Raw genomic sequence first — 15575 nt, 5'->3', positions numbered from 1 at the left:
CGAGGGTAGGAAAATTAGTATTTTATTGTTCTTTTAAAAGGCGGTAGCGAATCGAGTAGGGACTTTCCGTATCGCTTCGTGACTATGCGTCTATCAAGGATCGTGACTTTACCAGAATCTCGTTCTTTACGCAGCAATCTACCCACAGATTGAATAAGCTTTTTACTCGCTTCTGGAACAGTAATCTGCATAAAAGGATTACCGCCACGAGATTCAATATATTCTGAATGTGCCCGCTCTACAGGTGAGGTAGGAACACCAAAAGGAATCTTGGTAATAACAAGGTTTTCAAGCAGCTCGCCAGGCAGATCAAGACCTTCAGAAAAGCTACCCGTTCCAAAAAGAACGCTTGTTTTACCTTGGTCTATGAGCTTTTTATGTTTTTTTAGGATTTCAGTTCGTGAGGTATCCCCCTGAACCTGTAACGCCCACGACTTTTTAACGAAATCTGTTGCCAATGCTTCGGCCACTTGGTTCATTTGCCAATAAGAAGAGAATAGAATGAGATTGGCTTTGTTGTCTTCTATTACCTTAGGCAAAATTTCAATAAGATATTCGGTAAACTGAGGAGCTTGTGGTTCGTACTTCATTGCAGGTACCACTAATTCAGCTTGGTTCTGATAATCAAACGGCGATGCCAAAGCAAGAAATTGTACGCCATCTTCTGCTTTTTGGCTGATACCTGATTGATGACAAAAAAAGCTGAAAGAGTTGAGCGCCCTCATGGTCGCAGATACTAACACTGCACCAACACAACGACTCCAAATCTGTTGGTCCAGTTGCCAACCGACTTCTAATGGTGAGACATTAACAACAAAGTCCCCCTCGCTTTCTTTGCTTAATTCAAGCCAACGAGCCAAAGGCGCCCCTTTCTCTCTCTTAGGTTCAGCCATTAATCGCCAAACTTGAGCAAGGTTTTCTGTTCTTTGTATATAGAAGCCAATTTCTGCAAGCGCAGGCTCTGCAAGCTTTGCTGAAAGCTCTCCGTCTTTAACTCGTTCTGCAATCAAGTCGGCAATTTTTGCTACGGCTTGGCTCGCCTTTTGCGTTAATTGCTTGAGATCTTTCGATTCACTTTCTAACCATTCAGGTAAGTCGCCATGCTCGAAGCGATACAAGCCATCTTCAAAGTGGTTAGCGTCAAACTGTTTGCTCATTTGAGTCAGAGTCGGGATCAGTTGTTGTACTGAGTCTTGCAACTCATTTCTAAATCGATGGACACGCTTTTCGTCTGCTAGCCCCGAAAGCTTAGTGATCGATTGATTCAAACGCTCTAACCAAGAGGCAGCACCTTTTAAGCTTGCGGCAGCAGAGGAGTGATCTCTCGCTACGTGTGGCAAGTGGTGAGCTTCATCAAATATATAGATGCTATTTTCTGGTTCTGGCAGTATCACACCGCCGCCTAGGTCCGCATCAGCCATCACTAAACTGTGATTGGCGATAATCACGTCTGCTTTATCTAGCTCTGAACGCGCTTTTTGGAAAGGGCAGTCTCGATGAGTCGGCATACTGTTGTTACAGCTGTGCTTATCACTGACAATCATCTGCCAAATCATGTTGTCGATAGGTTTTGGCCACGAATCACGGTCGCCATCCCATTTACCTTGGGTGAGGCTGCGGTACATGGTTTGGAGTTGTTCGATGTCTTTCTTTTTTGGTTTGGACTCGAACATGGCCATTTGACCGCCATCAACCCCACACGCAGCAGCTAACTTCTCAGTACAACAATAGCGCTGTCTTCCTTTCGCCAAGATGAAAGAAAACTCTCTATCAGTAAGCCGTCTGTATAGAGGGAGATCTTTATTGACGAGCTGTTCTTGTAGCGCAACCGTAGCGGTTGAAATGACGATTTTTCGATTGTTGAGCACGGCGACAGGAATTGTTGCCATTAAATAAGCCAGTGACTTCCCGATCCCGGTACCTGCTTCAGCAACAATCATGCGATTACTTTTGTGGTATTGACCACAAAGTGTCTTCGCTATTTCTGCAACAAGGTAATTTTGAGCACGTCGGGGTACAAAGTTATCCAACTGATCTTGGAGGTTTTGATAACTGGTGCGTATAGAATTTTGAATTTTAGTAGTTAGCATACTGTGACCTACGTAACGGAGCGAGGATAGTAGCACATATCACTAGTCGGTACATTTACCGCAAAATAGCTTGCTTTTGAATCAAAGGTAGATCTCGTTCACAAAAAAAAACTGAACCTTCAGGAACTTAACGATTTTATTTATGTTACGAAATATATATATTAAAAAATCGCACAATCCAGTTATTAAGTTCTGTAAATTGCACTTTAAATTAATTATAGCGGAGTGTTGCACTGTTTTGTTCTTTATTTGGGCTATTATATTTCCCTTGAAAATTAAGGGTAAGTTGCTCGTAAAATGATGAAAAAAAATGTAAAACACTGATTTTTATGTATTTTTGTTTTTTTTAGGTTTGTTTTTAGTTTATTTGACACGCAGGATAATCTTTTGCAATCTAGACCACGAAATTTAGTGGCGGTGATTAACTACCAAAGAGTAGTAATGACCAGTCATAAAAAATAAAAGGGAACCGGGCAAGGATCTCCCATTCTTAGAAAAGGCAGTGGATTTATTATGAAAAAGACTCTATTAGCTCTAGCAGTTATGACAGCAGCTGGTTCTGCAAACGCAGCAATCGAAATTTACAACCAAGACGGCGTTTCTGTTGACCTGAAAGGCGACATCGAAGTTGTATACAGCAACGAGTACAAAAAAGGTTCTTCAATGGAACAAAAAATCGAAGATGCTGACTTCGGTTTTGATATCAAGTACATGGTAAACGAAGAGTGGAAAGTTGGCGCTTACTGGGAATTTAACGGTTCTTCAGATGCAAACGCTACAGCTACTAAAAATGGCGATACATACGTAGCGGCATACAACGACACTCTAGGTTCAATTAAGTTTGGTCGCCTATGTACTGCTGTTGATGACCTAGGTATCGGTAAAGATGAAGCTTACGGCATCTCTACACTTCTAGACAACGCAACTAACGAGTGTGCTGACGAAGCAGTTCGTTACGATTACGACAATGGCGCTCTATACGCGACATTAGGCTACGTACAAGACAAACTAGCAGCTGACGGCGTTGAAGGTACTAACTCTAATTACTTCGATGCGCGTATGGGCTACCGTTTCGCTGATTTCGACGTTTCTGCGTTTGTTGCTGATTTCGACTCTACCAAAGCAAAAGGCGATCACCAAGGTTACGGTGCTGAGCTAGTATTCTCTGGTATCGAGAACGTTTACCTATCTACAGCATACTACGGTGTAAACTCTGATACTGCGAACGATGACAACGCAACAATCGCATTTGCTGCTGGTTACACTATGGGTCTTTGGGGCTTCAACACTGGTTACTCAATCGGTGACCACGATGTAGATCTTAAAGACGAAGATCGTTGGTTCGTTAACTCAACTTACGCAATCGCGCCAAACACTAAAGTGTACGCGGAAGTTGGTGGTATCGATTCAGACGACAAAGCAACATACAAAGCTGATAACGGTCTAGCAATTGGTGTTGAAGCATCATTCTAATGACCTCGTAATCGAGTTTTAGAAAAAAAGCCACCTTAGGGTGGCTTTTTTGTTAGGATAAAGAACAGTTTATTCGATTTTAAAGAGAGACATGATGAAGAAAGTATTGTTAGCTTTGGGCTTGATTACAAGCGTTATTGGCAGTGTAAGTGCGGCAACTTTAACGCCTCAGAAAGGCGTATCAATTCTGTACATTAATGGTCAAGCTGCTCAAAGTAAAATCAGTGAAAACCAGATAAGTGAAGGTTTTAACCAGGTTTTAGTTCGCTTTGATAAAAAATTTGGTAACAGCGGTGTTTACTCTTCGGCACCTTATGTATTGAATTTTGATGTTACTGGTGAAGAGGTTGAAATTAAGTCTCCAAAAGTACGTAGCTATATGGAAGCTGAGAAGATCTTTGAAGCTGTGAATCCATCATGGGTAGTTTTGCAGGATGATGTAGCCATTAAATATCAACAGGATGTCATTGAACGTAAGCCCGGTTTTGCACCGTTTGGCGGTCTAGAGTCTCGACTGGCTGAGCACAATGCAAGTAAGGCAGTCTATTTTAAAGATGGTGTGTTACTTGATAAGCCAGCTGAAGCGGTAGTATTAGCTTCTGTGGTAGACAATACGACAGCACAGACAAGCGGCAAAGCTCAGAAACCAGTGAAACTGGCTGAGACTCAGAATGTTGAGCAATTGCAGGCTTGGTATATCAAAGCTTCTAAGCAAGAACGTAAAGAATTCCGTAAATGGATGATTGACCAAGAGTAATCAATCTTCATCTACAAAAAAAGCGAGACTAATAAGAGTCTCGCTTTTGCTATATTGGTACTTTTTCTGTATCGATACTTTTTCTGTATCGATACTTTTTCTGTATCAGTAAGAGCTAAATCTCTTTCCATTCACCTGGCTGAAGCTGACCCACATCCATATTACCCATTGAGTAGCGAATTAGACGCAGGGTAGGGAAGCCTATGTTTGCCGTCATTCGTCTTACCTGACGGTTACGCCCTTCAATGATAGTAATCGCTAACCATGTTGTCGGTATTGCGGCTCTGAAACGCACTGGAGGGGTTCTTTCCCACACAACAGGTTCAGACATCACCTCAACCTGAGCAGGCAATGTCATACCATCTTTTAGTTCAACACCTTTTCTCAATTTATCTAAATCTTTCTCAGAAGGTGCGCCTTCGACCTGTACCCAGTAAGTCTTGGTCGATTTTGAGTTCGGCTGAGTCAACTTGGCTTGAAAGATGCCATCATTGGTCAAGACCAATAAACCTTCACTATCGCGGTCTAAGCGACCAGCAGCATAAACATCTTTTACGGGAATAAAATCCGCTAGCGTTTTTCTACCTTCGCCATCAGTGAACTGGCTGAGAGTATCGAAAGGCTTATTGAACAGAATTACTTTGCGATCTTCGGGTGCTACCTTAGGCTTTGCGTTGGTAGGTTTGCCTTTATATCGGTGTTTGCTGGAGTGCGGTTTTTTGTGTGAACTGCCAGTGTCATTTTTGCCACTGTGTTGATTCTGTCTATTACCGCTTTGTTTTAATGTGGTACCAGAACGAGCCGGTTTGTCTGAACGAGATGCGCTGCGTGAGCGAGTAGACATGTTAACTACCTTGCAAAAATGTAAACGAAGTGTGCCGAAAAGTTTTCATAGAAACGGAATTGAGCTATCATTTGCGCGCCTAAAAGACACAAAATAGAACAAGTTGATGGACTCTTAAGCCTGATTTGTTTAATTATAACTTCGTGTTTTATTATAACTGGCTCTTTTATTAAAACAATGCACTCACGGATTTGGCTCATGCTGTCATCAAGATTGCATGAAAAATAAGATAGAGTACGACTATCGAGTAAGCAGTTTTCACTCTCAGAGTGGCTTACTGGTCAATTTATAACACTCTCACTGCTTTAAGTGAGCTTGTAAGAACTATAGGGAAATTTCATGCCTACTGAAAAACCAACGATCATCTATACCATTACTGACGAAGCTCCGGCGCTAGCAACTTACTCTCTGCTGCCTATCATTCAATCTTTTACGGCTTCTTCTGGTATTAACGTTGATACTCGCGACATTTCACTTGCAGGGCGCATTATTGCCAACTTCCCTGACTACCTGAACGAAGAGCAACGTATTGGTGATGCATTAGCAGAATTAGGTGAGTTAGCTAAGACACCTGAAGCGAACATCATCAAGCTTCCAAACATCTCTGCATCTGTTCCTCAACTTCAAGCAACAATCAAAGAGCTTCAGTCAAAAGGTTACGCACTTCCTAATTACCCAGAAGAAGCAAACACTGACGAAGAGAAAGCCGTTAAAGCGACTTACGATAAAATCAAAGGCAGTGCTGTAAATCCTGTGTTACGTGAAGGTAACTCGGATCGCCGCGCTCCACTTTCTGTTAAAAACTACGCGAAGAAGAACCCACACTCAATGGGTGCTTGGTCTGCAGATTCTAAGTCGCACGTTTCAAGTATGGACGACAAAGACTTCTTCGGTAGCGAAAAGTCAGTAACGATTGAAGGTGCTACAGAAGTGAGCATTGAATTCGTTGGCAAAGATGGTGTGAAGAAAACACTGAAGCCTGCTTTCGCACTTCAAGATAAAGAGATCATTGATGCGTCAGTAATGAACAAGGCCGCTTTGGTTGCGTTCTTCGAAAAAGAAATCGCATCGGCTAAAGAGCAAGGTGTACTGCTTTCTCTTCACATGAAAGCGACGATGATGAAAGTATCTGACCCTGTGATCTTTGGTCACGCGGTTAAGGTTTACTACAAAGACGTATTCGCTAAACACGGTGAGCTATTCGAAGAACTCGGTGTTGATGTTAACAACGGCATCGGCGATGTATACGCAAAAATTGCTGCGCTTCCTCAAGATCAGAAAGAAGCGATCGAAGCTGACCTACAAGCGGTATACGAGACTCAACCACCACTAGCGATGGTAGATTCAGACCGCGGTATTACCAACCTACACGTACCAAGCGATATCATTGTTGATGCATCTATGCCTGCAATGCTGCGCTCTTCTGGTCAAATGTGGGATCCAGAAGGTAAGCAAAAAGACACGAAAGCTATGATCCCTGATCGCAGCTACGCAAGCATCTACCAAGCTGTCATTGATTTCTGTAAAGAGAACGGCGCTTTCGACCCTACAACGATGGGTAGCGTACCAAACGTTGGCCTGATGGCTCAAAAAGCGGAAGAGTACGGCTCTCACGATAAGACTTTCATCCTTGAAGCTGCCGGTCAGGTTCAAGTGGTTGACGCTTCTGGTTCTGTTCTTCTTGAGCAAGACGTAGAGGAAGGCGATATCTTCCGTATGTGTCAGGTTAAAGATGCACCAATTCAAGACTGGGTTAAGCTAGCGGTAACTCGTGCTCGTGCTTCGGGTGTTCCTGCAGTATTCTGGCTAGACGCGTCTCGCGCGCATGATGCTCAGCTTATTAAGAAAGTTGACGCTTACCTTCCTGAATATGATACCGATGGTCTTGAAATTAAGATCCTTGCTCCTTTAGAAGCAACTCAGTACTCACTGGTTCGTATCAGAGAAGGCCTAGATACTATTTCGGTTACAGGTAACGTATTACGTGATTACCTAACAGATTTGTTCCCGATTCTCGAGCTTGGTACGTCAGCTAAAATGCTATCGATTGTTCCACTCATGAACGGTGGCGGCCTGTTTGAAACAGGTGCTGGCGGCTCTGCTCCTAAGCACGTTCAACAAGTAGAGAAAGAAAACCATCTGCGTTGGGATTCTCTTGGTGAGTTCTTGGCACTAGCGGCATCTCTAGAGCACCTAAGCGTAGTAACGGGGAATGCTAAGGCACAAGTTCTCGCTGACGCGCTTGATAAAGCGACTGGTGAATTCCTAGATAACAACAAGTCTCCTTCACGTCGAGTGGGTGAGCTTGATAACCGTGGTAGCCACTACTACCTTGCTGCATACTGGGCGAAAGCGCTGGCTGAGCAAACGGTTGATGCTGACCTTGCTGCTGAGTTCGCAGGTGTTGCAACTCAATTAGCTGAAAGTGAAGAAGCTATTGTTGCTGAGCTGAATAACGCTCAAGGTCCAGCAGGCGACTTAGGTGGTTATTACCTACTTGATGATGCATTGGTTTCATCACTAATGCGCCCAAGCTCAACGCTAAACGCATTTATTGACGCATAGTGATTGGACTCATCGTTAGTAAGTCATGAACATGATTTACTAACGAGTTGCTTGGTCTGGCAGTTAAGTCACAGATAAAGTCAAAACGAAAGACGCTTTAACGATAACGTTAAAGCGTCTTTTTTTATTCATAATGCTTCCTAGGTCTAGACCTAGCTAAAGGGATCTCTCGGACAAATTGTACTGTGAATAGCTTTTAGCTCTCAGATCGAAAAACCGCCCATTTAAGCCTGTATTACAGGTATGAAATGAGCGGTTTCAATGTTCTGCTTACCTGACAGTCGTTTATTAAGACTGATAGAGGTTACATGTTTGGCAAGCGCCTATTTTACGGCGCTGCCTTCTACAGGAACAACGGAGCTAGCATGGGAGCCTTTAGGTCCACTTTCTACTTCATAATCGACCTGTTGACCTGCCTTTAAGGTTCGATAACCTTCCATTTGTATTGTGGAGTAGTGCGCGAAAATATCGCCATCTTCACCTTCTGGACAAATAAAGCCAAACCCTTTGGCATTGTTAAACCATTTTACTGTACCTGTAGCCATGCTATACATCCCTCATGCATTTTGTTACTAACGTTGTTATATCAAATCAATGTAAGTTCGATTGATATTGTTCCTATCAACTAAACAATTTCAGCTGATAGCTTGAATCTCATACATTGCTTACGGAAATTAACGCTACCCTGCGTAATTATTCCTTATTATAAATTTTTAACGCTTATTACTAGGTTTAGAATCGTGTTACGAAGTTGTATCAGAAAAACCTTTTAGCTCCAATGTAGCTAATGATTGAGTACAGTCAATAGCAAATTGGTATAAAAATGATCAATTTTAATAACAAATCACATTCGAGATTGACGGCATACTATTAACTAAATAGTAACTTAACGACGATCTTATCGTCACCATCAATAGTTGTGGTGTCTTTTTAATCAATCACATATGTTAATCCTGTTAATCGAGATCTTTTATTTGCAGCGATGGAAATGGTGGATTAGGCTCAGTATAGAGGAATATTTTTTGGTACTGTTTCTTGGTGCAGTTTCTTAGTACACCGTAATGCGTGAATGTGGTAAATTTGAGTTAACTAAACATTCACTACTTCCGAAAAATAACCCTTAGCAAAGCTAATATGAGCAGAAACTTTGAATGGGCATCTCCAGGCTCAGATTTACTGGAGAAAGAGAGAACGAAAGTAAAGCCACCGGCAATGTATAACGTTGTATTACATAACGATGACTACACGCCTATGGACTTTGTAATCGAGATCCTAGAGCGATTTTTCTCACTAGATATCGAAAAAGCAACGGAAGTGATGCTCAAGGTTCATTATGAAGGTAAAGCTATTTGTGGCACATACAGTGCTGAAATAGCCGAAACAAAGGTAGCGCAGGTAACGATGTACTCAAAGGAAAATGAGCATCCGCTACTATGTACAATGGAGCAAGTGTAAATTGCTCGAACAACACTGTTGTTCCCTTAGGAGGTACTTATGCTAAATAAAGAATTAGAGACGAGTTTAAATGGCGCATTTTCTCGTGCGCGAGACAAGCGACATGAATTCATGACTGTCGAACACCTCCTACTAGCATTATTAGAAAATGATGCGGCCAAGGAAGCGCTCCAAGCTTGTCAGGCTGATCTCGATGCTCTTCGCAATGAGCTCGATATTTTTATCGACCAAACGACCCCACTTATCCCTGAAAGCGACGAGACTCGTGAAACCCAGCCCACGCTGAGCTTTCAACGAGTACTTCAGCGCGCTGTTTTTCATGTTCAATCTTCAGGTCGCAGCGAAGTAACAGGTGCAAATGTACTTGTGGCTATTTTTAGTGAGCAAGAATCTCACGCGGCGTATCTTCTTAAGAAAAACGACATCAGCCGCTTAGACATAGTGAATTTTATTTCACACGGTATTACCAAAGGCAGTAATGAAGGCGATAGCGGTTCATCACCTGATTCATTTGGTGGTGCAGAGAATGCCGAAGAAGCTAACTCAGAAGATCGTCTAGAAAATTTTGCGACCAACCTTAACGAAGTAGCGAAGCAAGGTAACATTGACCCACTCATCGGTCGTGACAAAGAGCTAGAACGTACCGTTCAAGTTCTGTGTCGTCGTCGTAAGAACAACCCTCTATTAGTGGGAGAGGCGGGTGTGGGTAAAACTGCTATCGCTGAAGGTCTTGCATGGCGCATCGTTGAAGGCCAAGTCCCTGAAATTATTCAGAGCAGCGTGATTTACTCTTTGGATATTGGTTCACTGCTTGCGGGAACGAAATATCGTGGTGACTTTGAGAAGCGCTTTAAAGCGATTCTGAAGCAACTCGAGAAAGAAGAAGACGCTATCCTGTTCATCGATGAGATCCATACCATTATTGGTGCGGGTGCAGCATCGGGTGGTCAGGTGGATGCGGCAAACCTAATTAAACCGCTATTAAGCAGCGGTAAATTACGTTGTATTGGCTCAACCACTTACCAAGAGTACAGCAGTATTTTTGAGAAGGAGCGTGCTTTATCTCGTCGCTTCCAGAAAATCGATATTGTTGAACCATCGCTAGATGACACGACCAAGATTCTGATTGGCTTGAAGCCTAAATACGAAGCTCACCACGAAGTACGTTACACCAACAAAGCGTTACGTGCTGCTGTGGAGTTGTCTGCTAAGTATATTAATGAACGTCACCTTCCAGATAAGGCGATTGACGTTATTGATGAAGCGGGTGCTCGTAGTCGTTTGGCGCCAGCAAGTCGTCGTAAGAAGACAGTGAGCGTGGCTGATATCGAGTCGATGGTTGCGAAAATGGCTCGTATTCCTGAAAAGTCAGTATCGTCTTCAGACAAAGATACGCTGCAGAAACTGGATGACCGCATGAAAATGTTGGTATTCGGACAAGACCCAGCGATCGATGTATTGAGCGAAGCGATCAAGCTAACTCGTGCAGGATTAGGAGCAGACAATAAACCTGTTGGTTCATTCTTGTTTGCTGGCCCTACTGGTGTCGGTAAAACAGAGGTGACTGTTCAACTGTCTAAATTGATGGGTATTGAGCTTCTGCGCTTTGATATGTCGGAGTACGGTGAGCGTCACTCGGTAAGCCGCTTGATCGGTGCGCCTCCTGGTTATGTTGGTTATGATCAAGGTGGTCTGCTAACCGATGCTGTCATTAAGAACCCACACTCTGTTGTGCTACTTGATGAGATCGAGAAGGCACACCCAGATATCTTTAACTTGTTATTACAGGTGATGGACAACGGTACGCTAACCGACAACAACGGTCGCAAAGCAGATTTCCGCAATGTGATCCTAGTGATGACAACCAACGCTGGTGTCGCAGAAACCGAGAAGAAATCGATCGGTTTGATCCAACAAGATCATGCGCCAGACGCGATGAGCGAAATCAAGAAGGTCTTCACACCAGAGTTCCGTAACCGTCTTGATAATATCATCTGGTTCAACAGCCTTGATCCAAGTGTGATCAGTCAAGTTGTTGATAAGTTCATTGTTGAGCTTCAGGTCCAACTGGACGCTCGTGGTGTATCTTTAGAGGTTTCTGAGGATGCTCGTCATTGGTTAGCTGAAAGAGGCTATGACAAGACCATGGGCGCTCGTCCGATGGGACGTGTGATTCAAGAGAAGCTTAAAAAGCCTCTTGCTAATGAGTTGCTGTTCGGGAGCTTGGTTGACGGCGGTACTGTGAAAGTGTCACTGAAGAAAGATGAACTGGACTTCGTTTACGTAGGCGCCAAAGAAGAAGTGATGCACTAAGAAGCTAGGGAATCACAGTTAACTACTATTAGTAACTAACGATGAGTAGACGCACTTAAACGTAATACTTTGATAAAAACGCATGACTTAGGTTGTGCGTTTTTTTGTATCTGCGTGCTCGAAAAGACAGCTAGGAATGCGTGTAGATACAACTAGAGCGTAGTAGTGAGTATTTACTTGGTGATATAGAGTTAGGGCTAAACATTGAAGGGTGAGGCTTTAGCTGGGTGTGACGCGGGTTAGGAACTCTACCTTAGGAAATAGAGTGACTTATAAAGCGATTATCTAATCTGTTTGCCTTTGTATAGGCGGTAAAAAACGGAGCACAGAGCTCCGTTTTTTATCGTATTCGATAATTAAAAATTAACGAGCACGGAAGACGATGCGGCCTTTAGAAAGGTCGTATGGAGTCATCTCAACAGTTACTTTATCACCAGTAAGAATACGGATGTAGTTCTTACGCATTTTACCAGAGATGTGTGCTGTCACTACGTGACCATTTTCAAGCTCAACACGGAACATCGTGTTTGGTAGAGTATCAAGGACAGTGCCTTGCATCTCGATTACGTCTTCTTTAGCCATCTAATCCTCTTTCGAAACTTGGCGGTTTTCAACGGCTTGATTGTGCCGTTAAAATCAAAATATGTAAAGTTGTCGCGTATTCTACCCTTGCCACCGCTGATTTACTAGCCTTTGATGACGTTGAAATCGTACTTTATAGTTCATCGCAGGACATTCATCGATTTGATAACCCAAATATAACCAATGTTTCTGTTCTTTCTGGGCGTGCTGGATTTGAAACAGAACACCTAGTGTTCCCATAGAGATGTCGATATCAGGATCGAAGAAGGTATAAAATGCGCTTGTGCAGTGAGACATCACATCAGTGACGGCGATGCCGACTAACTGGCTATCATCATAGATGTGCATGAACTTTGTGGCAAGCCATTCATTTTTAGAGAATTGTAGAAACTCTTCTTTTTTTGGGGGATACATGGTTCCGGAACGGTGACGAGCGGTTATATAGCGACTATATAAGTCAAACCAGTTGTCATCCATCTCGTCTTTCAATTCCCAACGTAGTGATTTGGCTTTGTTGAGGATTCGTCGTTGGCTTTTGGAAAACTTGACCTCGGGAATCGAGAGGCGAATAGCTTGGCACGCAGAGCAATTATCGCAATGTGGCTTATAAATGGTCGCTCCACTGCGGCGAAATCCGTTGGCCAGCAGGACTTCATAATTATCTGAAGTATGCATGTGTTCATCAAGCGTGACCGCCACTCTTTCTTGAAGATGTGGCAGGTAGCTGCAAGCATGGTTATCGGTCAATCCAATTCTGATTTGTTGTAAATCTGAACTCATGAAGGCGTTCCCTCTAGCCATTGTGATTTAAAACATCCATCGCTAAGTTGATTTTCTTTAAGTATTTTCAAAGCACTAAGGAACTCATCTCTTTCTACTTCGATAGCGCCTAATGAGTCCAAGTGAGGATTCATGACTTGGCAGTCGATGAGCTTTCCTCCAAATTGCTTAAAGTGTCTGCAGAAATACCATAGCGCAATTTTGGAGGCATTGGTCTTCAAGCTAAACATCGATTCACCACAAAATACCTGACCTCTCTGCAAGCCGTATAGGCCTCCAATCAGCTCATCGTCTTGCCAAACTTCTACCGAGTGACAAAAACCTAATGCTGATAATTCACGGTAGGCGGTTTGCATGTCTTCGTTTAACCACGTTTCTTCTTGAGGTCTGAGCGATGAACAGTAACCAATCACTTTATCGGTCGCTTGGTTAATGCTAACTCGATAATTGTGCTTTCTTTGAAACTTTTTAAGACTTTTTGATGGTTCGAATGTCTTAGGATTAAATACTGCTCGCGGTGCAGGGCTCCACCAAAGTATAGGCTCCCCAGGCCCATACCATGGAAATATACCTTGGCTATAAGCGTTTAAAATTCGCATCGGAGACAAATCACCCCCAAAGGCGAGCAAGCCATTCGGTTCGTCGAGGGCTTCAAAGGGCGAAGGAAACTCTATACTAGTAGTATCAAGCTCGGTTAGGTATATAGTCATAAGTACCGCATTACAGATTAATCAATGACCAAGAGGTCTTTAGGAGTTTTACCATGAAAAAGTTGCTTTGGATTTTACTTGTTTTGCCCATGTTGGCAAATGCAGCTTACAACAGAAACCAAGCTCGTCCTGTTAACGAGGTCGTTTATGGTGAGATTGACACGGTCAGATACATTACCCAACAAGAGATCGTAGAGTCGAAAGCGAATGGTTGGGAAACCTTGTTGGGTGCTGCAATTGGTGGCTTGATAGGTAATCAATTTGGTGGCGGTACCGGCAAAGAAGTCGCAACGGCCGTCGGTGCTGTGGCGGGCGCCGGGATTGCGCGTAATCGAGGTAACTCCCAATATAGGGTTGAATACAAGTTGGTCGAGTTATTGGTCAAAACCAAAGACAATAAGCTGGTCAACATTATTCAAGATGTCGACAATTCTATGTTGTTTAATCGTGGCGATGACGTGCGAATCCTATATTTTTCTGATGGCGTTCGAGTTGATCTCGTGTACTAGTATGTAAATGTGTTTAGTTGGCTAGTTAATCGCCTTTATCGAGGGGATTAGCTCTGGAGTTCATCGGAAAAGTTCGTTAGTCTGCAAGTACGAAGAATTATTCATCACCCGAAAATAAATACGCGCCAGTGGCTTCGGGTGGTACAAGGACTAAAAGATTTAATGGAAAGCCTTACGTTACAACCAATTCAAAAAGTGAGCGGGGAAGTTAACTTACCTGGTTCAAAAAGTGTATCTAACCGAGCACTTCTTTTAGCGGCACTTTCGACTGGAACAACACGCCTAACCAATTTGTTAGACAGTGATGATATCCGCCATATGCTGAATGCTTTGACTCAGTTGGGCGTTGATTATCAATTGTCTGCAGATAAAACCGTCTGTGAAGTAACGGGTGTTGGTGGTGCATTCTCAAGCGACCAAGCTCTTGAACTTTTCTTAGGTAACGCTGGTACAGCGATGCGTCCATTAGCCGCAGCATTATGCTTAGGCCATGGCGAATATGTACTGACTGGCGAACCTCGAATGAAAGAGCGCCCAATTGGTCATCTAGTCACCGCATTACGAGCAGCAGGCGCCGATGTAGAATATCTAGAAAACGAAAACTTCCCACCGTTAAAAATTAAGGGCACTGGCCTTAAGAGTGGTACGGTTTCTATTGATGGTTCTATTTCTAGTCAGTTTTTGACGGCATTTTTAATGGCTGCACCTTTAGCTGAAGGTGAAGTGACCATTAAAATTGATGGCGAATTAGTTTCAAAACCTTACATCGATATCACGCTACACATTATGAAACAATTTGGTGTGGATGTGATCAATAACGATTATCAAGAGTTCGTAATTCCTACGGGGCAATCGTACTCTGCACCTGGTGACTTCTTGGTTGAAGGCGATGCGTCATCGGCATCGTACTTCCTTGCCGCTGCGGCGATTAAAGGCGGCGAAATTAAAGTCACGGGTATTGGTAAAAACAGTATCCAAGGTGATATCCAATTCGCTGATGCGCTTGAAAAAATGGGTGCTGAAATTGAATGGGGTGATGACTACGTTATCTCTCGCTGTGGCGAGCTGAAAGGCATTGATATGGATTACAACCATATTCCAGACGCAGCGATGACTATTGCAACGACAGCCTTGTTTGCTAAAGGTACAACGGCTATTCGTAATGTTTACAACTGGCGTGTTAAAGAGACCGATCGCTTAGCGGCGATGGCGACAGAGCTTCGTAAAGTTGGCGCAGAGGTCGAAGAGGGTGAAGATTACATTATCGTTAACCCTGTTGCTGAACTGACACATGCGGCGATTGATACCTATGATGATCACCGTATGGCGATGTGTTTCTCGTTGGTGGCGTTGAGTGATACACCTGTGACCATTAATGATCCAGGTTGTACTTCAAAGACTTTCCCTGACTACTTCGACAAGCTGAAGATGCTGAGCCAATAAAAATACTGAGTGTATAGAGATTCAGGAAGTAAAAAAGCTTGCCTAAATGGCAAG

The 15575-nt window shown here is 43.2% G+C and carries 13 protein-coding genes; 7 read left to right on the top strand and 6 right to left on the bottom strand.

Annotated elements, in window-relative coordinates; genetic code table 11:
* Positions 1–14 precede the first annotated feature (14 nt).
* Entirely contained in the window at positions 15–2090 is a 2076-nt protein-coding gene (dinG, locus tag ED652_RS03885; RefSeq protein WP_122053536.1) for an ATP-dependent DNA helicase DinG, read from the bottom strand.
* A 513-nt stretch (positions 2091–2603) separates the two neighbouring features.
* On the opposite strand from dinG, the gene ED652_RS03880 reads away from it, so the two are divergent.
* Both ED652_RS03880 and ED652_RS03875 read left to right on the top strand, forming a co-directional pair.
* Positions 2604–3563, top strand: coding sequence for a porin (locus ED652_RS03880; protein ID WP_122053535.1), 960 nt, complete (start codon positions 2604–2606; stop codon positions 3561–3563).
* A gap of 91 nt (positions 3564–3654) precedes the next feature.
* Positions 3655–4320 (top strand): DUF2057 domain-containing protein, encoded by a 666-nt coding sequence (locus ED652_RS03875; protein WP_254051680.1) that lies wholly within the window; start codon positions 3655–3657, stop codon positions 4318–4320.
* Positions 4321–4435: 115 nt separating this feature from the next.
* Here the strand turns inward: ED652_RS03875 and ED652_RS03870 are convergent, their stop codons facing one another.
* Complete coding sequence (locus tag ED652_RS03870; protein ID WP_122053533.1) at positions 4436–5164, bottom strand: pseudouridine synthase; 729 nt, start codon at positions 5162–5164, stop codon at positions 4436–4438.
* 339 nt (positions 5165–5503) lie between these two features.
* Here ED652_RS03870 and ED652_RS03865 point away from each other — a divergent pair, with 339 nt between their 5' ends.
* Positions 5504–7729, top strand: a complete 2226-nt coding sequence (locus ED652_RS03865; RefSeq protein ID WP_122053532.1) for an NADP-dependent isocitrate dehydrogenase — start codon at positions 5504–5506, stop codon at positions 7727–7729.
* A gap of 323 nt (positions 7730–8052) precedes the next feature.
* Here ED652_RS03865 and cspD read toward each other — a convergent pair whose 3' ends face one another.
* The gene (gene cspD / locus ED652_RS03860; RefSeq protein ID WP_009846336.1) at positions 8053–8274 is read right to left on the bottom strand and encodes a cold shock domain-containing protein CspD; all 222 of its coding nucleotides are present in this window, start codon (positions 8272–8274) and stop codon (positions 8053–8055) included.
* Between the two features lie 589 nt (positions 8275–8863).
* Here cspD and clpS point away from each other — a divergent pair.
* The gene (clpS, locus tag ED652_RS03855) at positions 8864–9184 is read left to right on the top strand and encodes an ATP-dependent Clp protease adapter ClpS (RefSeq protein ID WP_009846337.1); all 321 of its coding nucleotides are present in this window, start codon (positions 8864–8866) and stop codon (positions 9182–9184) included.
* Between the two features lie 39 nt (positions 9185–9223).
* Positions 9224–11497 carry an ATP-dependent Clp protease ATP-binding subunit ClpA gene (gene clpA, locus ED652_RS03850; protein WP_122053531.1) on the top strand — a complete coding sequence of 758 codons (2274 nt, stop codon included), beginning with the start codon at positions 9224–9226 and terminating at the stop codon, positions 11495–11497.
* Between the two features lie 363 nt (positions 11498–11860).
* Here clpA and infA read toward each other — a convergent pair whose 3' ends face one another.
* The 3 genes from infA to aat all read right to left on the bottom strand — a co-directional run bounded on the left by infA (position 11861) and on the right by aat (position 13569).
* Positions 11861–12079: a translation initiation factor IF-1 gene (gene infA, locus ED652_RS03845; RefSeq protein ID WP_001040192.1), complete on the bottom strand. Its 219-nt coding sequence runs from the start codon at positions 12077–12079 to the stop codon at positions 11861–11863.
* 81 nt (positions 12080–12160) lie between these two features.
* Positions 12161–12859 (bottom strand): arginyltransferase, encoded by a 699-nt coding sequence (locus ED652_RS03840; RefSeq protein ID WP_122053530.1) that lies wholly within the window; start codon positions 12857–12859, stop codon positions 12161–12163.
* A complete protein-coding gene (gene aat / locus ED652_RS03835; RefSeq protein ID WP_122053529.1) occupies positions 12856–13569 on the bottom strand; it encodes a leucyl/phenylalanyl-tRNA--protein transferase in 714 nt (237 codons plus the stop codon). The genes ED652_RS03840 and aat overlap by 4 nt, the downstream gene beginning before the upstream one ends.
* A gap of 53 nt (positions 13570–13622) precedes the next feature.
* On the opposite strand from aat, the gene ED652_RS03830 reads away from it, so the two are divergent.
* Both ED652_RS03830 and aroA read left to right on the top strand, forming a co-directional pair.
* Complete coding sequence (locus ED652_RS03830; RefSeq protein ID WP_122053528.1) at positions 13623–14078, top strand: glycine zipper 2TM domain-containing protein; 456 nt, start codon at positions 13623–13625, stop codon at positions 14076–14078.
* Between the two features lie 162 nt (positions 14079–14240).
* Positions 14241–15521 (top strand): 3-phosphoshikimate 1-carboxyvinyltransferase, encoded by a 1281-nt coding sequence (gene aroA, locus ED652_RS03825; protein ID WP_017111055.1) that lies wholly within the window; start codon positions 14241–14243, stop codon positions 15519–15521.
* Positions 15522–15575 lie beyond the last annotated feature (54 nt).

Origin of the sequence: Vibrio sp. Evd11, assembly GCF_900382755.1 — a bacterium.
In the GTDB taxonomy this organism is placed as follows: domain Bacteria; phylum Pseudomonadota; class Gammaproteobacteria; order Enterobacterales; family Vibrionaceae; genus Vibrio; species Vibrio lentus.
Note: the sequence above shows the minus strand (reverse complement) of the source record. Positions and strands in the feature narration are given on the sequence as shown.